The organism is Cognatishimia maritima (genome assembly GCF_900129685.1).
GTDB classification, from domain to species: domain Bacteria; phylum Pseudomonadota; class Alphaproteobacteria; order Rhodobacterales; family Rhodobacteraceae; genus Cognatishimia; species Cognatishimia maritima.
Map to the genome: position 1 here is coordinate 349,797 of NZ_FQWM01000001.1, position 22,786 is coordinate 372,582.

At 55.7% G+C, this 22,786-nt stretch carries 27 protein-coding genes; 22 read left to right on the forward strand and 5 right to left on the reverse strand.

Annotation, left to right across the window (positions count from 1 at the left end):
• Positions 1 to 32 precede the first annotated feature (32 nt).
• From BUA39_RS01790 to BUA39_RS01800, 3 genes are all read right to left on the reverse strand, one after another.
• The gene (locus tag BUA39_RS01790; protein ID WP_072790098.1) at positions 33 to 1,229 is read right to left on the reverse strand and encodes an MFS transporter; all 1,197 of its coding nucleotides are present in this window, start codon (positions 1,227 to 1,229) and stop codon (positions 33 to 35) included.
• A gap of 68 nt (positions 1,230 to 1,297) precedes the next feature.
• Positions 1,298 to 1,690 (reverse strand): helix-turn-helix domain-containing protein, encoded by a 393-nt coding sequence (locus BUA39_RS01795; protein WP_072790101.1) that lies wholly within the window; start codon positions 1,688 to 1,690, stop codon positions 1,298 to 1,300.
• Positions 1,691 to 1,858: 168 nt separating this feature from the next.
• The gene (locus BUA39_RS01800) at positions 1,859 to 2,533 is read right to left on the reverse strand and encodes a hypothetical protein (protein WP_072790104.1); all 675 of its coding nucleotides are present in this window, start codon (positions 2,531 to 2,533) and stop codon (positions 1,859 to 1,861) included.
• 285 nt (positions 2,534 to 2,818) lie between these two features.
• Between BUA39_RS01800 and infC the strand changes: the two genes are divergently transcribed.
• Complete coding sequence (infC, locus tag BUA39_RS01805) at positions 2,819 to 3,277, forward strand: translation initiation factor IF-3 (RefSeq protein WP_341349532.1); 459 nt, start codon at positions 2,819 to 2,821, stop codon at positions 3,275 to 3,277.
• Between the two features lie 161 nt (positions 3,278 to 3,438).
• Here infC and BUA39_RS01810 read toward each other — a convergent pair whose 3' ends face one another.
• Complete coding sequence (locus tag BUA39_RS01810; RefSeq protein ID WP_165610472.1) at positions 3,439 to 3,813, reverse strand: c-type cytochrome domain-containing protein; 375 nt, start codon at positions 3,811 to 3,813, stop codon at positions 3,439 to 3,441.
• Positions 3,814 to 3,985: 172 nt separating this feature from the next.
• On the opposite strand from BUA39_RS01810, the gene BUA39_RS01815 reads away from it, so the two are divergent.
• Positions 3,986 to 4,564: a hypothetical protein gene (locus tag BUA39_RS01815; RefSeq protein WP_242648524.1), complete on the forward strand. Its 579-nt coding sequence runs from the start codon at positions 3,986 to 3,988 to the stop codon at positions 4,562 to 4,564.
• Between the two features lie 83 nt (positions 4,565 to 4,647).
• Here the strand turns inward: BUA39_RS01815 and BUA39_RS01820 are convergent, their stop codons facing one another.
• Complete coding sequence (locus tag BUA39_RS01820) at positions 4,648 to 5,031, reverse strand: GFA family protein (protein ID WP_072790116.1); 384 nt, start codon at positions 5,029 to 5,031, stop codon at positions 4,648 to 4,650.
• Positions 5,032 to 5,148: 117 nt separating this feature from the next.
• On the opposite strand from BUA39_RS01820, the gene BUA39_RS01825 reads away from it, so the two are divergent.
• The 20 genes from BUA39_RS01825 to BUA39_RS01920 all read left to right on the forward strand — a co-directional run bounded on the left by BUA39_RS01825 (position 5,149) and on the right by BUA39_RS01920 (position 22,786).
• Positions 5,149 to 5,514 carry an ArsR/SmtB family transcription factor gene (locus BUA39_RS01825; protein ID WP_242648526.1) on the forward strand — a complete coding sequence of 122 codons (366 nt, stop codon included), beginning with the start codon at positions 5,149 to 5,151 and terminating at the stop codon, positions 5,512 to 5,514.
• Positions 5,501 to 5,944, forward strand: a complete 444-nt coding sequence (locus BUA39_RS01830) for an SRPBCC family protein (RefSeq protein WP_072790119.1) — start codon at positions 5,501 to 5,503, stop codon at positions 5,942 to 5,944. Before BUA39_RS01825 ends, BUA39_RS01830 begins: the two co-directional genes overlap by 14 nt.
• A 21-nt stretch (positions 5,945 to 5,965) precedes the next feature.
• Positions 5,966 to 6,346, forward strand: a complete 381-nt coding sequence (locus tag BUA39_RS01835; RefSeq protein ID WP_072790122.1) for a DUF1761 family protein — start codon at positions 5,966 to 5,968, stop codon at positions 6,344 to 6,346.
• 109 nt (positions 6,347 to 6,455) lie between these two features.
• A complete protein-coding gene (pyrC, locus tag BUA39_RS01840; RefSeq protein WP_072790126.1) occupies positions 6,456 to 7,496 on the forward strand; it encodes a dihydroorotase in 1,041 nt (346 codons plus the stop codon).
• A gap of 69 nt (positions 7,497 to 7,565) precedes the next feature.
• A complete protein-coding gene (locus BUA39_RS01845; protein WP_072790129.1) occupies positions 7,566 to 8,246 on the forward strand; it encodes an orotate phosphoribosyltransferase in 681 nt (226 codons plus the stop codon).
• A 268-nt stretch (positions 8,247 to 8,514) separates the two neighbouring features.
• Positions 8,515 to 10,014 carry a replicative DNA helicase gene (locus tag BUA39_RS01850; RefSeq protein WP_072790133.1) on the forward strand — a complete coding sequence of 500 codons (1,500 nt, stop codon included), beginning with the start codon at positions 8,515 to 8,517 and terminating at the stop codon, positions 10,012 to 10,014.
• A gap of 158 nt (positions 10,015 to 10,172) precedes the next feature.
• Positions 10,173 to 10,991 (forward strand): hypothetical protein, encoded by an 819-nt coding sequence (locus BUA39_RS01855; RefSeq protein ID WP_131814556.1) that lies wholly within the window; start codon positions 10,173 to 10,175, stop codon positions 10,989 to 10,991.
• Between the two features lie 87 nt (positions 10,992 to 11,078).
• Entirely contained in the window at positions 11,079 to 12,113 is a 1,035-nt protein-coding gene (alr, locus tag BUA39_RS01860) for an alanine racemase (RefSeq protein WP_072790140.1), read from the forward strand.
• Positions 12,110 to 12,895, forward strand: coding sequence for an MlaE family ABC transporter permease (locus tag BUA39_RS01865; RefSeq protein ID WP_072790143.1), 786 nt, complete (start codon positions 12,110 to 12,112; stop codon positions 12,893 to 12,895). The genes alr and BUA39_RS01865 overlap by 4 nt, the downstream gene beginning before the upstream one ends.
• Positions 12,892 to 13,650 carry an ABC transporter ATP-binding protein gene (locus BUA39_RS01870; RefSeq protein ID WP_072790147.1) on the forward strand — a complete coding sequence of 253 codons (759 nt, stop codon included), beginning with the start codon at positions 12,892 to 12,894 and terminating at the stop codon, positions 13,648 to 13,650. The genes BUA39_RS01865 and BUA39_RS01870 overlap by 4 nt, the downstream gene beginning before the upstream one ends.
• A 135-nt stretch (positions 13,651 to 13,785) precedes the next feature.
• Positions 13,786 to 14,592: a hypothetical protein gene (locus tag BUA39_RS01875; RefSeq protein WP_072790150.1), complete on the forward strand. Its 807-nt coding sequence runs from the start codon at positions 13,786 to 13,788 to the stop codon at positions 14,590 to 14,592.
• 69 nt (positions 14,593 to 14,661) lie between these two features.
• A complete protein-coding gene (locus BUA39_RS01880) occupies positions 14,662 to 15,087 on the forward strand; it encodes a paraquat-inducible protein A (RefSeq protein WP_072790153.1) in 426 nt (141 codons plus the stop codon).
• 16 nt (positions 15,088 to 15,103) lie between these two features.
• Positions 15,104 to 16,471 (forward strand): DNA repair protein RadA, encoded by a 1,368-nt coding sequence (gene radA, locus BUA39_RS01885; RefSeq protein WP_072790156.1) that lies wholly within the window; start codon positions 15,104 to 15,106, stop codon positions 16,469 to 16,471.
• 29 nt (positions 16,472 to 16,500) lie between these two features.
• On the forward strand, positions 16,501 to 17,052 hold the full coding sequence (locus BUA39_RS01890; RefSeq protein ID WP_072790160.1) for a CvpA family protein: 552 nt from the start codon (positions 16,501 to 16,503) through the stop codon (positions 17,050 to 17,052).
• A gap of 217 nt (positions 17,053 to 17,269) precedes the next feature.
• A complete protein-coding gene (gene purF, locus BUA39_RS01895) occupies positions 17,270 to 18,727 on the forward strand; it encodes an amidophosphoribosyltransferase (protein WP_072790163.1) in 1,458 nt (485 codons plus the stop codon).
• A 90-nt stretch (positions 18,728 to 18,817) separates the two neighbouring features.
• The gene (locus BUA39_RS01900) at positions 18,818 to 19,234 is read left to right on the forward strand and encodes a DUF1284 domain-containing protein (RefSeq protein WP_072790166.1); all 417 of its coding nucleotides are present in this window, start codon (positions 18,818 to 18,820) and stop codon (positions 19,232 to 19,234) included.
• A 78-nt stretch (positions 19,235 to 19,312) separates the two neighbouring features.
• Complete coding sequence (locus tag BUA39_RS01905; protein ID WP_072790169.1) at positions 19,313 to 19,963, forward strand: SDR family NAD(P)-dependent oxidoreductase; 651 nt, start codon at positions 19,313 to 19,315, stop codon at positions 19,961 to 19,963.
• 86 nt (positions 19,964 to 20,049) lie between these two features.
• Positions 20,050 to 20,832 (forward strand): 5'/3'-nucleotidase SurE, encoded by a 783-nt coding sequence (surE, locus tag BUA39_RS01910; protein ID WP_072790172.1) that lies wholly within the window; start codon positions 20,050 to 20,052, stop codon positions 20,830 to 20,832.
• Positions 20,829 to 21,476 carry a protein-L-isoaspartate(D-aspartate) O-methyltransferase gene (locus BUA39_RS01915; RefSeq protein ID WP_072790175.1) on the forward strand — a complete coding sequence of 216 codons (648 nt, stop codon included), beginning with the start codon at positions 20,829 to 20,831 and terminating at the stop codon, positions 21,474 to 21,476. The genes surE and BUA39_RS01915 overlap by 4 nt, the downstream gene beginning before the upstream one ends.
• Before the next feature lie 125 nt (positions 21,477 to 21,601).
• A complete protein-coding gene (locus BUA39_RS01920) occupies positions 21,602 to 22,786 on the forward strand; it encodes a M23 family metallopeptidase (protein ID WP_072790178.1) in 1,185 nt (394 codons plus the stop codon).

Below are 22,786 nucleotides of genomic sequence, written 5' to 3' on the forward strand. Positions count from 1 at the left end.
GATACAGTCAGAGCGGCGCTTTTGTTTTCAGACTAGGCACGTTCTGCACGTCTAAGCGGCGCGGACACCCAAACACCCGCAACAGGCCCCATCGCCAAAAGGACCATGACAGCAGGCCAACCCGCTATCGCCGCAATGCTTGGCGCGATCTGAACCGTCAGCGCGGTTAACAGAAAACCGAGCGAGGCTTGTAAGGTCAAAACCGACCCCGCGATCTCAGCGGGTGCGTAATCGGCGACGATTGCAGAAAACTGCGGTGAATCCGGCACCACAGCAGCCCCCCAAAGGATCAAAAGCGCGAAGGTGATCCAGACAGGGCCACCAAAGGTCAAAGCAGTCAGCAGCGCTGCTGTGCCCGACAGGATCAAAGCGGTAGCGGCAACATGGGCTTTGCCAATTCGATCCGCCAAGACGCCTCCCAGGGCGCAGGCAGGCGCTGCGGCAATGATGCAGAGAAATGCCGCAAGCTTTCCAAGAGCCTGTGCGTCCTCTTCCGGCATCGATGCCGAAAAGGAAATTGCGGCAAAAACACCGACCCATGACCAAAAGGCGATGAATTCCCACATGTGGCACAGATAGCCAAGGATCGCGCGACGGAGCTGCGGCATCTGCCACGCCACATAAAGAGCGCGGCTGTCGAACCGGGCCGCACGCACGTGGTGAGGGCCGAGTTGGGTCAGTAATGCCGCTGCTGCCCCAAGCAAGGCCAACCCTGACCCCATCCAAAGCGCAAGCCGCCAGTCTGTCCCGCCGATCCACGCCATCAAATAGGGGGCCGCCTGCCCGATCACCAGCGCACCCACCAAGGTGCCCATCAAGGTTCCGCGTCGGGTCACACTCCAGCCGACGGCGATCTTCATCGACAAGGGCCAGGTGCCCGCCATGGCGATGCCTGATAAAAAACGTATGATCCCGGCAGCCGGTGTCCCAATGGGAACAAAGATAAAGATTGCGTTCAGGACTGCGGTGACCGTGGCGCAAACCGCAAAAACGTGGCGAGGATCAAAGCGGTCAGGCACACCGCTGATGGCAAACCCCATCGCACCAAGAGCAAACCCCGCAGGCACAACGGAGGATAAAAGGGCCAGTTGCCCGTCCTCTAGCCCCGCTTCGCGCGCCATATCCGGAATGACTGCTGCACCCATGAACCAAAGAGACATCCCGGCCATGGTCGCAAATAGCAACAAACCTATGCTGCGCGTCGTCTGAAATGTGGAGGTTGTCGCCATTTGTGGCCAGCTTGCCGCGCAGATGGCTCCGGCGGCAAGCGAATTATTGTTTGGGTATACGTGCCCTGTTACGACGCAGCGCTCAGCGCCAATTGCAGACGTTTTTCAAGCTTGCCGAGTTTCAAAGCCGACGACTGCATCTCGGAGCGTAGTCCGCACATTTCGATCAACAGGGCGGACACGTCTTCCGGGATATGGATTTCGCCTTCGGGCGCTTCGATCCCATCGCCATTGCTGGTCAGAAGCCAGCCCAAGGAGACGCCCAGAATACCAGACAGCATTTGCAACCGATTGGCGCGCGGTTCGCTGGTATCGTTTTCCCAAGAAGCCAAAGTCGAGGTCTTTACCCCAATGCTCTTGGCCAGTTGTTTTTGGCTGAGGCCAAGATTGGTACGCGCGGCTGCCAAGCGATCTCCGAAAGTTGCTGCGCGATCATCAAACCAGCCTGTTTCAGTCGTCATAAAATTCTCCATTGTCGTCTTTTGGTTGAGCGGACGCCTATCAAACTAAGAGAGAAATGTGAAATTTCCATCGTGAGGCCAAAAATCCCCGCGTTTTTTGCAAGCTCCAAGGCACAAAAAAACCGCGCCGTTTCGGGCGCGGTTTGATGTGTTCATTGCGATGCGATCTTAAAGATCAAGCGCAGTCTTTACTTGTTCCAGTGCAGCTTTCAGCAGATCTGGATTGTTTTTTGCAGCCTCAACCGCTGTCGTCAGAGTCGCTTTCTGGACCGCGTTAAGATTAGACTCTGCAATCAGTTCCGCAACTTTGTTCATATCAAAGTTTTCAACTGTCAGCAGTTCGGCATCGGTCATCTCTGCCTCAGCGACCATATTTGCGTCGGCCTCTGCGTCAATCGCAGTTTCAGAGGTCTCTGTTGTCTCTTCTACGGCCTCAGCGGTGTCGCTTGCGACGTCTTCGGTCGCCTCGGCTGCGTCGTTGACCATATCAGCTGCAGCGCCTTCAACTTGGTTCAGGACATCGGTCGCAGTCTCAACTGCGTCATTCACCATTTCTTCGGCTTTTTCTTCGACGGCCTTCAAGGTTTCTTCGGCCTCTTTCTTGGCCTCTTCAACCATTTCCTCGGCTTCTTCTTTCAGCGCTTCAACCGCGTCCTCAGCCGTCTCAATTGCGTCTTCGCTGGCTTCTTCAACCGCCTCAACGGCTTCGACCGCTTCTTCTTCGACGGTGGTTTCGGCAGGCACAACAGGCTCTGCCATCTCTGCTTCTTCTTTGCCGCCAAAGGCGAAAATACCGACAGCAATCACAACCACTGCAAGCGCAACCCAAATCAAATTTTTCATGGACATACTCCCAAGTCCTTCTGGTCACCGGATTCTGGTGACCCTTAACTATATCTCATCAATTGACGCTGATCTGCGGAAACAACAAGCGGAAAGTCTGCCAAATTGGCGCAGAACCGCCGATTAACCGCTTGAACCGGCACAGTCTCGCATATAGGTTCCATCCTCAAATCTGCTAATTATTGAAGGAAGAAAACCATAGCCCGCAGACCGCACAACGCGCCTCCAACGCGCGAAACTGGCCCTCGAATCAATGATCGCATCCGTGCCTCCGAAATCCGCCTGATTGGCGCAGATGGGGAAAACGTAGGCGTGGTTCACCCGGCAAAAGCCATGCAGATGGCCGCTGACGCTGAACTTGATCTGGTCGAAATCTCGCCCAATGCCAACCCGCCCGTCTGCAAGATCATGGACTATGGTAAGTTCAAGTACGAACAGCAGAAACGCGAATCCGAGGCGCGGAAAAAACAGACCACGATTCAAGTGAAAGAGGTCAAATTCCGCCCGAACACCGACACGCATGACTATGAAGTCAAAATGCGCAACGTGGTGAAGTTCTTGGAAAAAGGCGACAAGGTCAAAGTGACCCTGCGCTTCCGTGGCCGTGAAATGGCGCACCAGAACCTGGGTCGCGAATTGCTAGAGAGAGTGGCCGAGGACACCAAAGAACTTGGTAAAGTCGAAAACTGGCCGAAAATGGAAGGCCGCCAGATGATCATGCTGATAGGTCCGCTTCCGAAGTAAGCGCTGCTTTTAGACGATTTGAAAACCCGGCCATGTGCCGGGTTTTTTGATATGTGATCCCCAATCTTGACGAGATTGTTGAGCTTACTCGCATTTAGAGAATTATCGCCTGAGATGCTCGGAGCTCTTGCTAATTCGCATGTCGCCATTGCCCGAGACTCTTAAGGAAAAACCCTGCCGCGACTCTCTGGCATACCCATTTCAATCCAGCGTTCGATCAGGGCAATCTGATCTTCTGACAGGGCGCGGCTTAGGAAGGGCATGCGCGGCGCAATTTCCCCACGTAATCTGCGTATCAAGATGCTCGCTTTCGGGTCTCCCTTCTTCAAAACAACCCCCTGTGCGCTCCCTCTCATCAGAGCGGCGTAGTCATCAAGTCGCAACCCCTTGGTCGCACCGGACACCGCCGAGTGGCACATAACGCAGCGCTCCTGAAAAATCGCACTGACATCGCCCCACACCGGTGCGGCAATTTCCTCTGCCACTGTCGTAAGCGGCGCAGATACCAGAGCAATCACAGCGAGTGCAGATTTCAAAGTTATGCGCTTGCCTGCCACCTTCGCTCCCCCTGTCGAGCTTCCCAAATCGATTACGAACGATAGCTGATCCATCAATCATGAGCGAAGAATTTCTGATCAGATTTTATGTTATGATGAAACTGACGACTCAAGCATACCGCTTGAAGTTGTCAAACAAAGGGAGGTGAAAATGAAGAATCTGCTAGTTACGGCGATGTTTTGCGCCATTTTCCCGATTTCTGTTTTGGCCGAAGATGTTGACTTGGATGAAATGCGCGCCAGCGTCGAGAAATACAAAGACATCAATGTCGCTTTGGCCGACGGCTATATTACGCCCGACAATCACTGCGTTTCGGCGGAAGGCGAAGGTCTTCCTGCCGAACTTGGCGGCATGGGTATTCACTATATCCATCCCGCGATGTTGAAGATTACGGGCACCGACCCGCGTGTAGATGGCGAGTCGACCTACACCGATTGGTCGCAACCTTCGGTCCTGATCTACGAGCCGCAAGCTGACGGTTCATTAGAACTGGTCGCTGTCGAGAACCTCGTGTTTGAGGCGGCATGGGAAGCCGCCGGTATGGGCGAGCCACCCGTCTTGAATGGGCGGACCTGGGACCATATGGCGGATGACCCGGCGACAGAAGGCGATGAAGCGCATGGGTTTATGCCGCACTACGACCAACACGTTTGGCTGTTCCGTGAAAATCCTTTGGGCGTTTTGATGCCGTTCAACCCGAATGTCACCTGTGAACACGCGATGCACTAACAGGTATCTCTGAAAATTTAGACCACCCGAGGCGCCTTTTTGGCGCCTCGATCTCTTTAAACGTCAATTTGCCAAAAACGGCGTCAATAGGTGTCGATCTGCGGCGCCTGACAGGTGATCTCATAGTAAGGCGCTTTGTCCTTCACAAAAATATGCCGCCCCATGGTCAGGTCGCTTGAATCATCAAGACACCCTGCCCCGACAGACATGTGGTCTTCTTTCAACATGCGGTAAAACAGGCTTGAGCCGCATTTCGCGCAGAACCCGCGCTCTGCCCAGTCAGAGGATTTGTACCAAGTCAGCCCTTCATCACTGACAAAGGTGAAATCATCTTTTGAGGCCGTTGTAGAGGCCCAGAAATGCCCGCTTGTGCGGCGACATTGGCCGCAATGGCAGGCGGTCACGGTTGACCTCAGATTTTTCACCTCAAAACGTACAGAACCGCATTCACATTGCCCGCTGTGCATGGTCAGCCCCTCCCCTAATCTGCAGATCGAACTTCCCTCGAAAACAACGCAACCTCAAGGAGAATTTTCGGATGCTCCACTTTCATTCACCCTTTTGGTTGACTGAATGCGACTCACATGTTATTCACCCATATGGTTGAACGAAAGGATCAGACCCAGCTCACAGAAATCATGAAGGCCGCCAGCGACCCGACACGTCGCGCCCTGCTGACGCTGCTCGCACAGCATGGACCTAGCCGTGTCACCGCCTTGGCCACGCATTTCGACATGAGCCTCAATTCCGTCTCCAAACACATCAAGGTGCTGGAGAAGGCCGGGCTTGTTGTGCGCCGCACCGAATGGCGCGAGCACATCATCGAAGTGCAGATGGAGCCCCTGCGCCTCATCGACATGTGGTTTGACGAGTTGCGTTCGATCTGGGCCATGCGCCTTGAAGCGCTGGATCAAATTTTGACAATGGAGACTGCCAATGACGACGACTGACATCAGAACCGACCTGAGCCTTTCGGTGGACCGCGTGATCGCTGCTGCCCCTGAGAAAGTATTCAATGCCTGGCTGAACCCAGAGATGCTGGCAAAGTTCATGCGCCCTGGCCCGGACATGGGTGCGCCGGACGTAAAAAACGATGCCCGCGAAGGTGGTGGCTTTGAAATCATTATGAAGGCCGGAGATCAGGATCTCCCCCATCGCGGCACCTACAAAAAAATCGATCCGCACAGCCAGATTGTATTCACTTGGGAAAGCGCCTTTTCACCTTCGGAATCCGAAGTCACGCTGGACATCCGGCCAGAAGGCGACGGCAGCCATATCACGCTGACCCACGTGACCTTCTATGACGAAGAGAAGCGCGACAACCATCAGGGCGGCTGGACACAGATCCTGGCAACGCTTGACGAAACACTAACGGCCTAACCCAGCACCGGAGGGACAATCATGGAAACCGAAGCACTGAATTGGACAGCCGTTCTGGTCGGCACGGTCGCAGCTTTTATCGCGGGTTGGGTTTATTACAGCGTCAAACCGATCCGCGTCACTTGGGCCGAGGGCTCTCGTATCAGCAGCGAACCACCAGAGCGCATGCCGATGATGGCCATGGTTCTGCAAGTTGTCGGCCTGTTTCTGCTGGCACTTGTGGTTGGCGTAACGGCACAGACCAGCGCTTTGTTCACGGCAATCTTTGCCATTCTGGCAACATCCGCGATGGTGATGGCGCAAGACGCGTTTTCGCAGAAAACCACAGCCGCAATTGTGCTGGATGGCGTTTACGTGGTGCTGGCCGGGGCGATTATGATTGTCTGTCAGGGCATTTTCTAAGACTTAGCGATAACCGGTATCAAAGCCCGCCCTAATCGACGGGCTTTTTCTTTGACCAGCGCTGCAAACCCTCTGGAACCGATCCGCCAACCGGTGTAATCGGCAAGGCATGACCCAAAGCCTGACGATTGCCCGCCCCGACGATTGGCACCTGCACCTGCGCGATGGCGCTATGTTGCAAGCGGTGCTGCCTGAAACCGCGCGCCATTTTGCGCGTGCGATCATCATGCCAAACCTCGTGCCGCCGGTCGTGACAGGCGCGCAGGCCGCTGCTTACAAAGACCGCATTATGACCGCCCTGCCTGATGACATGTCCTTTGAACCGCTGATGGTGCTTTACCTCACCGAAGATACCGACCCCGCCGACGTTGCTGCGGCACATGCGTCGGGTCTTGTGAAAGCGGTAAAGCTTTACCCGGCTGGCGCGACCACAAACTCTGCGTCCGGCGTGCAGAACTTTGACAAGGTCCGCCCGGTGCTGGAAACCATGGCCGAAATTGGCCTGCCACTGTGTGTGCATGGCGAAGTCACCAACCACGATGTTGACATCTTTGATCGCGAAGCAGTGTTCATTGACCGTGTGCTGGATCCAATTCGCAAAGCAACGCCCGAACTGCGTGTTGTGATGGAACACATCACCACCAAAGACGGCGTCGATTACGCGAAATCGGGCGGCGACAACTTGGGCGCAACGATCACGACGCACCACTTGATCATCAACCGCAACCACATCCTCGCCGGTGGGATCAAACCGCATTACTACTGCCTGCCAGTTGCAAAACGCGAACAGCACCGTCTGGCTTTGCGAGAGGCCGCCACCTCGGGCGACAAGACCTTCTTCCTTGGCACAGACTCTGCGCCTCATACGGACGCCAACAAACTGCTGCCCTGCGGCTGCGCCGGTTGCTTTACGGCGACAAACACGATGGCGCTGCTGGCACATGTCTTTGAGGAAGACGGCGCGCTCGACAAACTCGAAGGGTTTGCCTCCAAACACGGCCCGGCCTTCTACGGCCTGCCTGTGAATGAAGACACGATCACCCTGACCAAAAACGAGACCGCAACTGTCTTTCCAGAGAAAATCGAAAGCGGAGACGGCCCCGTTACCGTCTTTGATCCAGGCTTTCCCGTCTTTTGGGATGTGACCTGAGCCCTTTCATCTTTCCCAAAATACTCAAACATCAACGCTGCCACGCCCACACCGCCAAAGGAACGCACCATGATCCCGACCAGCTACCCCACAAAAGAAGAAATCGCCCGTTTGACCGCGCGCATGCTGCTGGAGATCAAGGCCGTCAACTTCAACACCAAAGAGCCATTCATTCTGGCCTCTGGCCTGCCAAGCCCGTCATATATCGACTGCCGCAAGCTGATCTCCTATCCGCGTATCCGCAGTACGTTGATGGATTTTATGACCGTGACTGTGATGCGCAACGCAGGCTTTGAAGCCTTTGACAATATCGCGGGTGGCGAAACAGCGGGCATTCCATTCGCGGCATTGGTGGCCGAACGTATGGCCCTGCCCATGACCTATGTGCGCAAAAAGCCAAAGGGGTATGGCCGCAATGCGCGGATTGAGGGCGACATGAGTGAAGGCCAGCGTGTCCTGCTGGTGGAAGACCTGACCACCGATGGCGGCTCCAAACTGTCCTTTGTGGATGCAATCCGCGAAACCGGCGCGACCTGTGGCCATACGGCAGTGATTTTTTACTACGACATCTTCCCCGAAACGACCAAAACACTGGGCGATCATGGGGTTGAACTGCACTACCTCTGCACTTGGTGGGATGTTCTGGCCGAAGCCCGCGCTCAGGAAGCCTTTGATGCCGAAACCTTAAACGAGGTTGAAACCTTCCTGAACGATCCGCGCGCGTGGCAAGAAGCCAATAAGCAAGATTAAAGCTGTGGATAGCTTGTGCACAACTTGGCGGTTCGATTGATTCGAATCGCCGAGTATGTGATACATCTGGCCCAAGCAGACCAAATGACTACCAAATATAGACAAAGATTACCGTTGCTCTACCAAGCAGCGGATCAGTCCACAGATTCGTCCTCGGGTTATTCACAGAGATTTCCAGATTTGAGGACGCCCAAAAACCCGCTATCAAAGCCTCGTTGGGGGCACGCGGATAAAACAAGACCCGCGCAAAAAAAATCCGGGGAGCAGTATGAACGAGCTAGCAACGATAAAATCCGGTGTCCCCGAGGCCATCAATGGTGGACAGGCGCAAGACGGCGATCCAATGCCGCACTCCATCGAAGCCGAACAGCAGCTTCTGGGTGCGATCCTAACCAATAACGATATCTACGATCGTGTGGCGTCTGTTATTAACGCGTCGCATTTCTATGATCCGGTCCATGCCCGGATTTACGAAGTCGCCGCCGCGCGTATCGCAAAGAACAATCTGGCGTCGCCAGTGACCCTCAAGGCGTTCTTGGAAGACGACGAAGGTCTGAAAGAACTTGGCGGTCCCGCTTACTTGGCACGGCTGGCCGCCTCTGCGATCTCTGCCTACGCGGCCAAAGACTATGCCCAGATGATCTATGATATGGCCATTCGCCGGGAACTGATCGGGTTGGGACACGATATTTCCAGCCGCGCGCAGACCATGGATGTGGCCGAGGAACCACGCGAGCAAATCGTACAGGCAGAACAGGCACTTTATAAACTGTCTGAGCAGGGCAAGACCGACAGTGGTTTCGTCTCTTTCTTGAAAGCGGTGACACAAGCGGTAAATACGGCCAACGCAGCCTACCAACGCGATGGCGGTCTTGCCGGCGTTTCCACGGGGTTGATCGATCTGGACAAGAAACTGGGTGGTTTACACCCGTCCGATTTGCTCATCCTCGCGGGACGCCCTTCGATGGGGAAAACCTCGCTCGCAACCAACATCGCTTTTAACGTCGCCAAGGCCTACAAGAAGGGCATTCGTCCGGATGGGACCGAAGGGACCATTCAAGGTGGTGTGGTCGGGTTTTATTCACTTGAGATGAGTTCTGAGCAGCTTGCCGCGCGTATTCTGTCCGAGGCGTCCGAAGTGCCCTCGGAACAGATCCGCCGCGGCGACATGACCGAACAAGAGTTCCGTCGTTTCGTCGATGCCGCAAAAGCGCTAGAGGCCTGCCCGCTTTATATCGATGACACGCCAGCGCTACCGATTGCGCAGTTGGCAGCGCGCGCGCGCCGCCTCAAGCGCACGCATGGTCTGGACCTGTTGATCATCGACTATTTGCAGCTCTGCCGCGGCACAGCGGACAACCGGGTGCAAGAGATCGGTGAGATCTCCATGGGGATGAAAGCCATCGCCAAAGAGTTGAACATCCCGGTGATCGCACTGTCCCAGCTGTCTCGTGGCGTCGAAAGCCGCGACGACAAACGCCCGCAACTGTCTGACCTGCGGGAATCAGGATCGATCGAACAGGATGCTGACGTTGTGATGTTCGTCTTCCGCGAAGAATACTACAAAGAGCGTGAAAAACCCGGTGAACATGATCTAGAGAGAATGGCTGCCTGGCAGGAAGAGATGGAACGCCTGCACGCCAAGGCCGAAGTCATCATCGGCAAACAGCGCCACGGCCCGATTGGCACCGTCGACCTGAGCTTTGAAAGCCGCTTCACCCGCTTTGGCAACTTGGTGAAACCTTGGCAGCAAGAACCGGAGTATTAATGGCGCCAACAAAGAGGCCGCGTCTTATCTTGCACGTTGGCCTCCAAAAAACCGGCACCACGACCATCCAAAGCTTCCTAAAGTCCGCAAACGAAGCATTGGGAGACGCCGGTTTTCACTACCTGCACACGGGCCGCACACACATCGCGCATAACGCCATGATCCCGATGATCCGCAAAGGTCGCGGGCCCGGGATGGCGAAAAGACTTATTGCGGAAATCGAACAACATAAGGGCAAAGTCAATGTCATTTCCTCAGAGATGTTCTTCAGAGGATTTATCGCCGACTATTTTGCAGCCAATTTTCCATCAGAGCTTTTGAAAGACACGCGCGTCGTCGTTTATTTGCGCCGGCAAGATAAATACGCCGAAGCAATGTGGAAGCAACGCGTTAAGAATGGGCGGTTTCAAGGCACACCACAAGAGTATGTGTCCGAACACAAATCCCTGAATTTCAAATCGAAGCTAGATCGATTTTCCGAAGTATTTGGAGATAATAACATTGTGGTCCGTCCTTTCGAGCGCGCCCAGTTTCCAGGTGGTAACGTCCTAAGGGACTTTGCTGCTCTTTGTGAAATACCAGACGAGTTGGTTGGAAATTTTGAAAACCCTGCCTCAAACGCGACATTGAGCAAAGAGGTCACAGAGGAGCTTGGCCGACTAAGACGGTCCGAAGCCGATATTAACACGCGGCAGGTAATCCGAACACTTGGGCGGATACGCCCAGAGGGCGCCATCAGAAGCGGTGATTGCTATGCACTCGATGAACGCAGAGCATTGATGGCGCGCTTTGCGGAAAGCAACGAGGCGATCAAAGAGCGCTATTGCCCTGAATTGCCGCAACTCTTTGACACCACTGATTTGGAAAACCCGGACGCCTACCCAATTGTAAGCGCCGCGTTAAGACGTCAGCGGGTCAAGCAAGCGAAAGAAGCCATCGAACGGGCTTTATCAGAAATGAAAAGGCTTGCAGGCTAATCTGAAAAATGGCCACGCCCACTTAAAAATCACCCAAATCCCAAGCCACCTCTTGACCTACCCTCTGCTAGGCTTCAACTAACCCGCATGGCTACTGCAACCCTTACGATTGATCTTGCTGCGCTGGTGCGGAACTGGCAGGCATTGGACGCAAAAACAGACTGTGAAACTGCTGCGGTGATCAAGGCCGATGGCTACGGTCTTGGTGCAGCGCGCGTGGCGCAGGCTTTGGCGCATGCGGGTGTGCGCAAATTCTTTGTCGCCGCGACCGAGGAAGGCGCCGAGGTGCGCCAAGCACTAGGTCCGGGGCCAGAAATCAATGTGTTTTCAGGTCATATGCCGGGTGACACCGATATGATCAACGATCTGCAGCTGACACCGATGGTGAATTCCATCGATCAGATGCTGCGCCATGTTGAAAGCCTACCTGGACGACCTTTTGGCGTGCAGCTTGACACAGGTATGAACCGCCTCGGGATGGAAGCGGCTGAATGGGCTGCTGTGCGAGAGATCGCAGAAGGTCAGAACCCAACACTGATCATGTCACACCTCGCTTGTGCCGACGCGCCAGATCACCCAATGAACGTCCAGCAGTTGCAGGCTTTTACCGAAATGACCGAAGGCGTGACGGCGCCACGCAGTTTGGCGGCGACTGGGGGAATTTTGCTGGGCAAAGACTATCACTTTGACCTCACCCGCCCCGGTGTTGGTCTTTATGGCGGTTTTCCATTTGACGATGCCGAAGCTGTCGCCCATGTGACGGTGCCTGTGATCCAATGCCGCGATGTCGATGTGGGTGAAACCGTTGGGTATTCAAACACTTGGACCGCACAACGCCCAAGTCGCGTGGCCACCATTGCCGCTGGTTATGCCGATGGGCTGCCCCGTATTATGGGGGAAAACATCAAGGTCTTTCATGGCGATGTCGCCTGCCCTGTCATTGGACGAATTTCCATGGATATGATTGGCGTGGATGTTTCTCATCTGGATGATGATCCGCTGACCCTGGATATCCTGACGCCAGAGCAAACGGTTGATATGCTGGCTGAGGCTGCTGGTACGATCGGTTATGAAATCCTGACCTCTCTTGGGGCGCGCTACACCCGGCGCTACGTCGCATGACGGCGCTGACAACACCTTTGGCGCACCTTGGACGGGCGGTGCTGGCGTTTCTGGCCGTGACAGGCCGCGTGGCGATTTTTGCCTTTGACGGGCTGACACATGTCTTTCGTCCTCCGTTTTACCTACGCGAGTTCCTGACCGCGCTATTGCACATCGGCTGGCTGTCATTGCCGGTTGTAGGTCTGACCGCCTTCTTCACCGGCGGTGCGCTGGCCTTGCAAATCTATGCAGGCGGCGCTCGGTTCTCGGCTGAAGCCGTTGTGCCGCAGATCGTTGCTATCGGCATGGTCCGCGAACTTGGCCCGGTGCTGGTCGGCCTGATGATCGCCGCCCGCGTCACAAGTTCCATCGCGGCAGAGATTGCAACCATGAAGGTGACAGAGCAGATCGACGCGCTTGTGACGCTTTCGACTCACCCGATGAAATACCTGACTGCCCCGCGCGTGCTGGCAGCGTTGATCGTTGTGCCGCTTTTGGTCGGGATCGGCGACATCATCGGGATCTATGGCGGCTACATCGTCGGGACACAGCAACTTGGTTTTAACCCCGCGAGTTACATTAAGAACACCGTCGATTTCCTTGAGTTCTCAGATATTTTCAGCTCCATGGTCAAAGGCTGCGCCTTCGGTGGTATCGCGGCCACAATGGGCTGCTATTTTGGCATGCAGTCTGGCCGTGGTGCACAAGGTGTGGGGCAAGCCACCAAAGCCTCCGTTCAGGCCGCAGCGGTGCTGATCCTAGCCGCCAACTTCCTTCTGACCTCGGTATTTTTCGCCTCATGATTACGCTAGAAGCTGTTCATAAATCCTTTGGCCCCAAACGCGTTCTGCGCGGCGTCGACCTGACCATCCCCAAGGGTGAATCCATGGTGATTATTGGCGGGTCAGGCACAGGTAAGTCGGTGATGCTAAAGTCTGTGCTTGGTCTGGTGACCCCAGATCAGGGCAAAATTTCTGTCGACGGACAGGACGTAACGCATGCCCAGATCGGCCGCGACCGGGACGCCTTTCTGGCCCGTTTTGGCATGTTGTTTCAGGGCGGCGCGCTGTTTGACAGCCTGACCGTCTGGCAAAACGTGGCCTTCCGATTGCTCCGCGGGAGCCTCAAACGCCCCAAAGCCGAAGCGCGTGAGATCGCGATAGAAAAGCTGCGCCGCGTCGGGCTAACGCCCGATGTGGCAGACCTATTTCCCTCTGAGCTTTCTGGTGGCATGCAAAAACGCGTCGGCCTTGCCCGCGCCATTGCGGCTGAACCAGAGATCATCTTCTTTGACGAACCAACGACGGGCCTCGACCCGATTATGTCTGGCGTTATCAATGACTTGATCCGGGAAATTGTTGTGGAAATGGGCGCGACAGCAATGACCATCACCCACGATATGACCTCTGTGCGCGCCATCGCAGACAAAGTTGCGATGCTACATGACGGGGTCATCAAATGGACTGGTCCCATCGCGCAAATGGACGAAAGTGGCGATCCCTATCTGGATCAATTCATCCACGGCCGCGCCGAAGGTCCGATTGAGGCCGTGCGATAGTTTTTTCGGCCTCGCGCTTATCGTGTCGCAACGTGGAACCAATTGCTCCCTGCAGACGTTTGTAATCGCACGGAAAATTGTCTTAACAAAACATAATACCCGTGTGATCATGTCTACCTTAAGGGGAGAAACATAATGGGTACCGCGATTAATAGTATAGCACTGACCTCAGTGCGCCTTCTGCAGACTCTCACTCTTGCCGCACTCGTCGTCACCATGCTTGCCATGCTGGCTTGGACAGCGCTTGCGACTTTCGGCATTTTGCCTTGGTTGGGGATGGATTTGACAATTGGGACAAACACAATTGACGACGCCGGACGCTATGTTCAAGTCGGCTTGACCGTGCTTTCGATTGGATTGTGCGTTTTTCTTCCGGCAAACGCACGGATCATGCAGCTTGAAACGTCACATCGTAAATTTTCCGTTAAGATGCAAGATGTTGCACAGGCTTACCAAGTCAGTCACCGCGCGGATCGCAAAGGCGCATTTGGCCTTTCGGATGAGTTTGATGCCGTGCGCGAACGTCTGATTCACCTGCGCGACCACCCTGATTTGGGTGACCTGGAGCCCGAAATCCTAGAGCTTGCCGCGCAGATGTCCTATCAGTCACGCTCACTTGCCGAGACCTACTCTGATGAAAAGGTGGAACGGGCAATGCAGTTCCTAAAACAGCGTCAGGAAGAAGCGCACCGGCTTGAAGACCGGCTTGCCGCTGCGCGCCAAACCTGTGACGAATTGCGACGCTGGGTCGAAGACGTCGAGGCCGAAGAACGACTCGCGTCTCAACATATCAGCCGCCTTGAAGCTGATCTGATGGAGCTGTTGCCACGTATTGGCTACGAATTGGACGGCGATCCGACCGTTGTGAAGCTTGACTCAAAAAGCGCTAAAAACGGCAAGCATGCGTTGAAAGATTCCCGACCACCGAAACGCTTAAGCTAAAACGCGGCAGGTTGCGATCTTTCAAACTGATCGAAGACAAGGCGCAGGTTTTGCGCTAAGCGCTAGGTCATGTTGCGCTATCTCAACCTGTTGTTGCTGATCCTATTTCCTGTCAGCTGGTTCGCTCCCTTGATGCGCGCGGGACTGTTGCCACTATTCGGGCTATCTGAAATTTCGGTGATGTCAGGCCTTGTCGCGCTTTTTCAAAGCGATCTGTTGCTTGCCGCTGTTGTGACCGTTTTCGCGTTGCTTGCGCCCATCGGAAAAACAATCGGTCTTGCCCTAATCCACTTTCATCTTACTCCACCCCGCGCAAAGCTGCTCTTTGAAATCATGGGGAAACTCGCCATGGCAGACGTTTTTCTGATCGCGCTCTACATCGTCATCGTCAAAGGGGTTGGGCTGGGTCATGTGGAAACAGCTTGGGGTCTTTATCTGTTTACAGGCTGCATTTTTGCCTCCTTGGCCATTAGCCATTTGACGCGCCCAGAATAAGGGGTAAAACGAGAACATGGCAAAGGCAAAAACCTCTTTTTCGTGTTCGGCCTGCGGGTCGGTTTTTAACAAATGGTCCGGGCGGTGTGATGGCTGTGGTGAATGGAATACCATCAGCGAAGATACCGGTATTTCGAAAGGTCCTAGCGCGGCAACGTTGGGCAACAGCAAGGGCAAAAGCATCACGCTGACGGATCTACGCACAGAAGAGACACCGCCGCCTCGAACTCTGTCAGGATTAGATGAATTGGATCGCGTGCTTGGCGGCGGTTTGGTCCCTGCATCGGCGGTTCTGGTCGGCGGTGATCCGGGCATCGGTAAATCCACTTTGCTTTTGCAGGCGGCTGCCCAGTTTGCCCGTAAGGGGTTGAAAACGATTTACGTTTCTGGCGAAGAAGCCAGCGCGCAGGTGCGCATGCGGGCGCAGCGCTTGAAACTGACAGACGCGCCAGTGCAATTGGCCGCTGAAACCAACCTGCGCGATATTTTGACCACGTTGGATCAGGAAAAGCCGCAATTGGCGATTATCGATTCCATACAAACCATGTGGTCAGATACGGTCGGGTCCGCGCCGGGGTCAGTCAGTCAAGTGCGTGCGGCTGCGCATGAACTGACGTCCTATGCCAAACGCAAAAATATGGCGGTCATTCTCGTTGGCCACGTCACCAAAGATGGCCAAATCGCTGGGCCACGTGTTGTCGAACATATGGTCGATACGGTGCTTTACTTCGAAGGCGAACGTGGGCATCAGTTCCGGGTCTTGCGTGCCGTAAAGAACCGGTTTGGGGCAGCCGATGAAATTGGCGTTTTCGAGATGACGGGTCGTGGGTTGGCCGAGGTAACGAACCCCTCAGCACTGTTCCTATCCGAACGCGGAACCCCCGCCCCCGGTTCGGTGGTCTTTGCGGGCATCGAAGGCACTCGCCCGGTTCTGGTGGAACTACAGGCGCTTGTTGCGCCTTCTCCGCATGCGCAACCACGCCGCGCGGTTGTGGGCTGGGACAGCAGCCGTCTGGCGATGATCCTCGCCGTTCTGGAAGCCCGCTGTGGCATTCCATTCACCGGGCTTGATGTCTATCTGAACGTCGCAGGTGGCATGAAAATCAGCGAACCCGCCGCAGACTTGGCCGTTGCCGCAGCGTTACTCTCTGCCAGAGAGGACGCCAGCATCCCCGCAGAAACCGTTGTTTTCGGCGAAATTTCCCTGTCTGGCGCCCTCAGACCGGTCAGTCAGACAGAAAACAGGTTGAAAGAAGCCCAAAAACTTGGTTTCACGTCTGCAATAGCTCCGAAAGGTGGTAAATCTCCGCGCGTTGCAGGCATGGCCCTCAATCAAATGGGTGATTTGACACAATTCGTCGGGGACACATTCGGCGCGGGCTAAGCGCCTGCGAAGAGAGGGATAGAAGACCAATGGAAGGCTTCACAATCATCGACGCCGTTGTGGCGGGCGTCATTTTGCTGTCGGCTTTGCTGGCCTATTCCCGTGGCCTTGTACGCGAGGCAATGGCGATTATCGGATGGATCGCGGCGGCGGTCGTGGCATTTGTCTTTGCCCCTCAGGTGGAACCACTGGTCAAAGAAGTGCCTGTTGTGGGCGACTTCCTTGCCGACAGCTGTGAACTGGCAATGATCGCGGCAGCCGGTGCGGTTTTTGCCGCGTCCCTTGTTGTGGTGTCTTTCTTTACGCCGCTCTTTTCCTCTCTGGTGCAGCGCACCGCCCTTGGTGGGCTTGATCAGGGGCTTGGCTTTCTCTTTGGCGTCCTGCGCGGTATTCTTTTGGTGGCCGTCGGTTTCTTTGTCTACGAAGTTGTGACTTCTGGCCAAGAGACGCCAATGGTCGATGACAGCCGCTCTGCTGCGGTCTTTGCACGCGTCACTGGCCAGATCGAGGAACGCAACCCGACGGCGGCATTGGGCTGGATCACAGAACAATACGAACAGTTGGTCGGCAGTTGTGAGTAGTCTTGGCACTGCCTTGACCTGAGCCATTGCCTGACCAAAGCCCGGCAGTACGCCGGGCTTTTTTATTGGCAAATGGGCTGATTGGGCAGCACTGCACAAAGGGTGGCGCCAGCCGAAAACGACATTGCCGTGTTACCTTCGTGACATATGGGGCGCGACCCACTATGAGAGGGCCAAGCAAGACCACAGGATTCGGAGCGCCCCCTTGTCCAAGCAAATGCCAATCGCCCATCCCTTCGATGATGATAAACTTCGTGAAGAATGCGGCGTGTTTGGCGTCGTTGGCCTGAAAGATGCAGCAAACTTTGTTGCGCTTGGCCTGCACGCCCTCCAGCACCGCGGCCAGGAAGCGGGCGGTATCGTCTGTCATCACCCGGAACACGGATTTAACAATGCCCGTCGTTTCGGCTATGTCCGCGACAACTTCACCAAAGAAAGCCTGATGTCCACGCTGCCCGGTCCCCTTGCGATCGGGCATGTGCGTTATTCGACAGCTGGTTCTAAGGGGCAGACCGCGATCCGCGATGTACAGCCCTTCTTTGGAGAGTTCTCCATGGGTGGCGCGGCGATTGCCCATAACGGCAATATCACCAATGCCGACAGCCTACGCCGGGAACTGATCGAACGCGGTTCGATCTTTCAAAGCTCGTCAGATTCCGAATGTATCATCCACCTAATGGCGCGCTCGCTGCAGCGCACGATCCCGGAACGGATGGAAGACGCACTGCGCCGGGTCGAAGGCGCGTTTTCTGTTGTCGCCATGACCCGCACCAAACTGATCGGCGTGCGCGACCCGCTGGGCGTGCGCCCGCTGGTATTGGGCAAACTGGCCGAGGGCTGGGTTCTGAGTTCGGAAACCTGTGCGCTAGATATCATTGGCGCTGAATTTATTCGCGAAATCAAGCCGGGCGAAATGGTGGTCATTACCGCTGAAAATGGCGTCGAAAGCCATTTCCCCTTCCGCCCACAGCCTTCAAAATTCTGCATCTTTGAGCACGTGTATTTCTCACGCCCAGACAGCAGCTATGGCGGCCGATCCGTCTATGAAACACGCCGTCAGATTGGCGTGGAACTGGCGCGGGAAAACCCGGTCGACGCGGACCTTGTTTGTGCGGTGCCTGATTCCGGGACACCTGCGGCCATCGGGTATTCTCAGGAAAGCGGCATCCCTTTTGCCATGGGGATCGTGCGCAACCAATATATGGGCCGGACCTTTATTGAACCGACAGAGCAGATCCGCAATATGGGTGTGCGCCTGAAACTGAACGTGAACCGCGCCTTGATCGAAGGCAAACGCGTCATTCTGGTGGATGACTCGGTTGTGCGTGGCACCACCAGCCGCAAGATCAAAGAGATGATCCTAGATGCAGGTGCAAAAGAAGTGCACTTCCGCATCGCGTCTCCGCCCACCGCATGGCCCTGCTTCTATGGTGTCGACACGCCAGAGCGTGAAAAGCTGCTGGCGGCGACCATGAACGAAGATCAGATGGCGGAACATCTGGCTGTTGATAGCCTGAAGTTCATCTCTCTGGATGGGCTTTACCGCGCCGTTGGCGAGCCTGAAGGGCGCAACAAAAAGTGCCCGCAATATTGCGATGCCTGTTTCAGCGGCGAATACCCTGTGCGGCCGGCCGATATGATTGCCAAAGGGTTTGAACTGAAAGCAGCGGAATAAGCGGCTTTTCTGCTAGGACGCAACGAAATCAGACCTCGTGGTTGCAAAACCGCGGGGTTTCGGTTTTCTAAAGCGGCGAAAGGACGATCTATGGTGCAGCCGATCCGCTTTAGACCTCATCATTTCCTGTGCTCACTTGGGTTTCAGGGCGAAGGCTATTCGTCTGCGTTCACCGCCAATATGGGGGAGATTGTCGATGGCAAGCTGCGCAACGCAGGCGGAGAGAACACACGCATCACCGTCACCTTCGTCGCCGACAGCATCTGCACCCCCTGCCCTGAACGGCGCGATCTGGGCTGCGTTAAGATCAACACGATCAAACAATTAGACCAACGCCACGCAAAGGCATTGGGGTTGCGTGACGGCGATTGCATCACATGGGGTGAGGCCCTGCGCCGCATCAAAGCCAATGTGAAACCCGGCAGCCTTGCGACCCTTTGTCAGAATTGTCAGTGGCTTGAGTTGGGAGCCTGCGAAGCGGCACTGGAGCGGTTGCATAACGGATAGCTTCTAAAGCTTGTGAAATTCGTGCATTGGTCTCAACTGCCCCTTGACCTTGCTAGCCTTCCCCTGCAAACCGGCCCCATGACTGAAAAAATCGCACTTGTCACCGGCGCTTCGCGCGGCCTTGGTTTTGCATTCGCAGAGGCGCTTGCGCCCGCGTTTCACATTGTCGCTGTTGGCCGCACTGTTGGCGGACTTGAAGACCTAGATGACCGGATCAAAGCCAAGAACGGCCAGGCTACTTTGGCCCCGATGGACATCACAAATACGGATGCCATGGCACAGCTATGTCGGTCGGTTTTTGATCGCTGGGGCAAAATCGACCTGTGGGTCCACGCCGCTGTGCATGGGGCGCCTTTGACGCCAACAGATCATATTGACGCTAAGGACTGGAACAAATCCGTCGCCAGCAACGTCACTGCAACTGGGCAATTGATCCCCTTTATCTCTCCTTTGCTGGGCAAAGAGGGACAGGCCGTGTTTTTTGACGATCCACGCGGCGGCGAAAAATTCTTTGGCTCCTATGGCGCCACAAAGGCGGCCCAAATTGCGCTGGCCAAAAGCTGGCAGGCGGAAACAGCGACAACCGGGCCCAAGGTGCACATCGTGACGCCAAACGGCATGCCAACAGGCACGCGAGCGCGTTTCTTTCCGGGGGAGCCACGTGAGGCGCTTGCCAATCCGCATGACGAAGCCGCGCGCCTGCTGAAAGAACTCTCCCTTCCCAAGTAAGGCGCGTATTGCGGCGCTCTTGCCTTGCTGCCGATTGCACACTCGCATAGAGAGTTGGAAACGCCAGTTTTCCAGCGGAGTGCCCCATGCGCATATTGATCACCAACGACGATGGCATCAACGCACCGGGACTGGAGGTGTTGCACCGTATTGCAACAGACATCGCTGGGCCTGAGGGAGAGGTCTGGACGGTCGCACCGGCGTTTGAGCAATCCGGTGTCGGCCATTGCATCAGCTACACCCACCCTACAATGATCGCTAAGATGGGCGAACGTCGCTTTGCTGCCGAAGGAAGCCCAGCAGATTGCGTTTTGGCAGGCATCCATGATGTGCTGGGCGGCGAACTGCCCGACCTCATCTTGTCGGGTGTAAATCGCGGCAATAATTCCGCAGAGAATACGGTTTATTCCGGGACCATCGGTGGCGCGATGGAAGGTGCTTTGCAGGGCGTGCCATCCATTGCCCTGTCGCAATTCTATGGCCCGGACAACGCTGATCTTGACGATCCGTTTGAAGCCAGCGCGCAGTTTGCTGTTGAGGTGGTGCGAAAAATTCTGGCAGCGCCTGTGCCGGATAATGAAGCGTACCGGCTGTTTTACAATGTGAACTTCCCGCCGGTCGCCGCCGCTGATGTCAAAGGTATTAAGGTTGTCAAACAAGGGCGCCGTCAGGGCGTGTCTTTTGCGGTCAAGGCCGATACCAGCCCGTCGTCCCGGCGTTTTCTTTGGGTCACAGGCGGCGACCAGCGCGCGGATTCAGGCGAGAACACAGATTCTAATGCGAATTTGGACGGATATATTTCTGTCACCCCTATGCGCGCTGATCTGACAGCCTATGATGCGCTAGAGGCCTTGAAAGACATCGAATGACCGAGCCGCTGGCAGAACGCAAAATGCAATTCATGTACGCCCTGCGCAGCAAGGGCGTGACGGATAAAGCTGTTCTGACGGCGATGGAGAAAATCGACCGCGGGCTGTTTGTGAAAGGCCTCTTTGCGGATCGCGCCTACGAAGATACTCCACTGCCCATCGCCTGCGGCCAGACAATTAGCCAGCCGTCCGTGGTTGGCCTGATGACGCAGGCGCTGAACGTCAATCCGCGTGACAAGGTTCTGGAGGTTGGCACCGGCTCTGGCTATCAGGCCGCGATCCTCAGCCAGCTGGCGCGTCGGGTCTATACGGTGGAGCGGCACAGGCGGCTGATGACCGAGGCACAGCAGATATTTCAGGAACTTGACCTCGCCAATGTAACGGCGCTGGCGGCGGATGGCAGCTTTGGATTGCCAGAACAGGCCCCCTTTGATCGGATCATCGTGACAGCCGCCGCCGAAGACGCGCCGGGGCCGTTGCTGGCGCAGCTCAAGGTTGGCGGAATCATGGTGCTGCCAGTCGGACAGTCAGATGCGGTTCAGTCGATGATCAAAGTTGTGCGCACCGATGATGGCTATGACTATCAAGAGATCCGCCCAGTGCGCTTTGTGCCGCTTGTCGAAGGGATGGCGCGTGACAATTAGGCGGTAATTTGCCTATAAGGCCTTAGGTTTTGTGACTGGGCCGCATATCGCACTGAAGTCCAGTAGAGTTTAGTCGTAAAAGAAACCCCGCGCGCAAACAGACGGGGTTCTGCGAGGATATCGAGATGAAAGTTTCACTGCACCGCCCGACCCGCGTTGTTCTGGCTGTAAGCGCCTTGGCGCTGACCACGGCCTGTAGCGACCCGTTGGATTTTGACCTGCGCGACATGTTCGGTCAGGGTCTGGATACGTCCCAAGCCGCCGCCGGCGCAACGGCCCAGCGACCAGAGCCTGACAGCCGTGGCGTGATCTCTTACCCGAACTATCAGGTCGCTGTTGCGCGGCGCGGGGATACGGTCAGCGATGTCGCAAGTCGCGTTGGGATCAATGCAGACCAACTGGCGCGTCACAATGCGGTTGGCCCCAACGACCCGTTGCGTGATGGGGAGATCTTGGCCCTGCCTTCGCGCGTTGCAGAGCCCGTGTCTGGCCCGGTTGTCTCGCCATCAAACGTCGACATCACATCGCTTGCCGGTAATGCGATCAACAATGCGACGCCGACGGTACAGACCGATGAACTTGGCGCGGCGCCTGTCCAAATCACTGAAGACACCCAAATTGGGTATGAACCGATCCGCCACACCGTGCAGCGCGGCGAGACGGCCTTTACCATTGCGCGGCTTTACAATGTCTCTGTGCGGTCTTTGGCAGAGTGGAACGGGTTGGGCACGGATTTCACCATACGCGAGAACCAAATCCTATTGATCCCGCCTGCACAGCCCGCAGCGCCCGCCTCTAGCGCCCGCCCACAAGCGCGTGCAACAACTGCGCCGGGTCAAGGCAGCCCAACACCTGTGCCACCAAGCGCCGCGAAACCTCTGCCGCAAGAAAAGACCACCACGCAGGTCGCAAAACCGGCTGCGCAGGACTTGTCTAAGACACAGACAAAAGCGGTCAATTCGAGCGCCCAGATGTCCTTCCCGGTCAACGGCAAGATCATCCGCACCTATAGCAAAGGCAAGAACAACGGCATCGATCTGTCCGCCGCCGCTGGCACGCCGATTGTTGCTGCAGATGATGGCACCGTTGCAGCAATCACAACCGATGCGGACGGCGTTAAGATTGTTGTGATCCGCCACACAGACAACATTATGACGGTCTATTACAACGTCGATAATATCTCTGTCGCCAAAGGCGCGTCGGTCAAGCGGAACGCTAAAATTGCGGCGATCCCGGCGAAGGACAAATTTGTGCATTTCGAAGTGCGCAAAGGGTTCGATAGCGTCGACCCGATGCCCTACCTTGAATAG

What these genes read in the sequence shown, in the direction of transcription:
- BUA39_RS01790 (WP_072790098.1), bottom strand. Translation starts at nt 1,229, where the DNA reads ATGGCGACAACCTCCACATTTCAGACGACGCGCAGCATAGGTTTGTTG.
- BUA39_RS01795 (WP_072790101.1), bottom strand. Translation starts at nt 1,690, where the DNA reads ATGACGACTGAAACAGGCTGGTTTGATGATCGCGCAGCAACTTTCGGA.
- BUA39_RS01800 (WP_072790104.1), bottom strand. Translation starts at nt 2,533, where the DNA reads ATGAAAAATTTGATTTGGGTTGCGCTTGCAGTGGTTGTGATTGCTGTC.
- BUA39_RS01815 (WP_242648524.1), top strand. Translation starts at nt 3,986, where the DNA reads ATGAAGAATCTGCTAGTTACGGCGATGTTTTGCGCCATTTTCCCGATT.
- BUA39_RS01820 (WP_072790116.1), bottom strand. Translation starts at nt 5,031, where the DNA reads ATGCACAGCGGGCAATGTGAATGCGGTTCTGTACGTTTTGAGGTGAAA.
- BUA39_RS01825 (WP_242648526.1), top strand. Translation starts at nt 5,149, where the DNA reads ATGTTATTCACCCATATGGTTGAACGAAAGGATCAGACCCAGCTCACA.
- BUA39_RS01830 (WP_072790119.1), top strand. Translation starts at nt 5,501, where the DNA reads ATGACGACGACTGACATCAGAACCGACCTGAGCCTTTCGGTGGACCGC.
- BUA39_RS01835 (WP_072790122.1), top strand. Translation starts at nt 5,966, where the DNA reads ATGGAAACCGAAGCACTGAATTGGACAGCCGTTCTGGTCGGCACGGTC.
- pyrC (WP_072790126.1), top strand. Translation starts at nt 6,456, where the DNA reads ATGACCCAAAGCCTGACGATTGCCCGCCCCGACGATTGGCACCTGCAC.
- BUA39_RS01845 (WP_072790129.1), top strand. Translation starts at nt 7,566, where the DNA reads ATGATCCCGACCAGCTACCCCACAAAAGAAGAAATCGCCCGTTTGACC.
- BUA39_RS01850 (WP_072790133.1), top strand. Translation starts at nt 8,515, where the DNA reads ATGAACGAGCTAGCAACGATAAAATCCGGTGTCCCCGAGGCCATCAAT.
- BUA39_RS01855 (WP_131814556.1), top strand. Translation starts at nt 10,173, where the DNA reads ATGATCCCGATGATCCGCAAAGGTCGCGGGCCCGGGATGGCGAAAAGA.
- alr (WP_072790140.1), top strand. Translation starts at nt 11,079, where the DNA reads ATGGCTACTGCAACCCTTACGATTGATCTTGCTGCGCTGGTGCGGAAC.
- BUA39_RS01865 (WP_072790143.1), top strand. Translation starts at nt 12,110, where the DNA reads ATGACGGCGCTGACAACACCTTTGGCGCACCTTGGACGGGCGGTGCTG.
- BUA39_RS01870 (WP_072790147.1), top strand. Translation starts at nt 12,892, where the DNA reads ATGATTACGCTAGAAGCTGTTCATAAATCCTTTGGCCCCAAACGCGTT.
- BUA39_RS01875 (WP_072790150.1), top strand. Translation starts at nt 13,786, where the DNA reads ATGGGTACCGCGATTAATAGTATAGCACTGACCTCAGTGCGCCTTCTG.
- BUA39_RS01880 (WP_072790153.1), top strand. Translation starts at nt 14,662, where the DNA reads ATGTTGCGCTATCTCAACCTGTTGTTGCTGATCCTATTTCCTGTCAGC.
- radA (WP_072790156.1), top strand. Translation starts at nt 15,104, where the DNA reads ATGGCAAAGGCAAAAACCTCTTTTTCGTGTTCGGCCTGCGGGTCGGTT.
- BUA39_RS01890 (WP_072790160.1), top strand. Translation starts at nt 16,501, where the DNA reads ATGGAAGGCTTCACAATCATCGACGCCGTTGTGGCGGGCGTCATTTTG.
- purF (WP_072790163.1), top strand. Translation starts at nt 17,270, where the DNA reads ATGCCAATCGCCCATCCCTTCGATGATGATAAACTTCGTGAAGAATGC.
- BUA39_RS01900 (WP_072790166.1), top strand. Translation starts at nt 18,818, where the DNA reads ATGGTGCAGCCGATCCGCTTTAGACCTCATCATTTCCTGTGCTCACTT.
- BUA39_RS01905 (WP_072790169.1), top strand. Translation starts at nt 19,313, where the DNA reads ATGACTGAAAAAATCGCACTTGTCACCGGCGCTTCGCGCGGCCTTGGT.
- surE (WP_072790172.1), top strand. Translation starts at nt 20,050, where the DNA reads ATGCGCATATTGATCACCAACGACGATGGCATCAACGCACCGGGACTG.
- BUA39_RS01915 (WP_072790175.1), top strand. Translation starts at nt 20,829, where the DNA reads ATGACCGAGCCGCTGGCAGAACGCAAAATGCAATTCATGTACGCCCTG.
- BUA39_RS01920 (WP_072790178.1), top strand. Translation starts at nt 21,602, where the DNA reads ATGAAAGTTTCACTGCACCGCCCGACCCGCGTTGTTCTGGCTGTAAGC.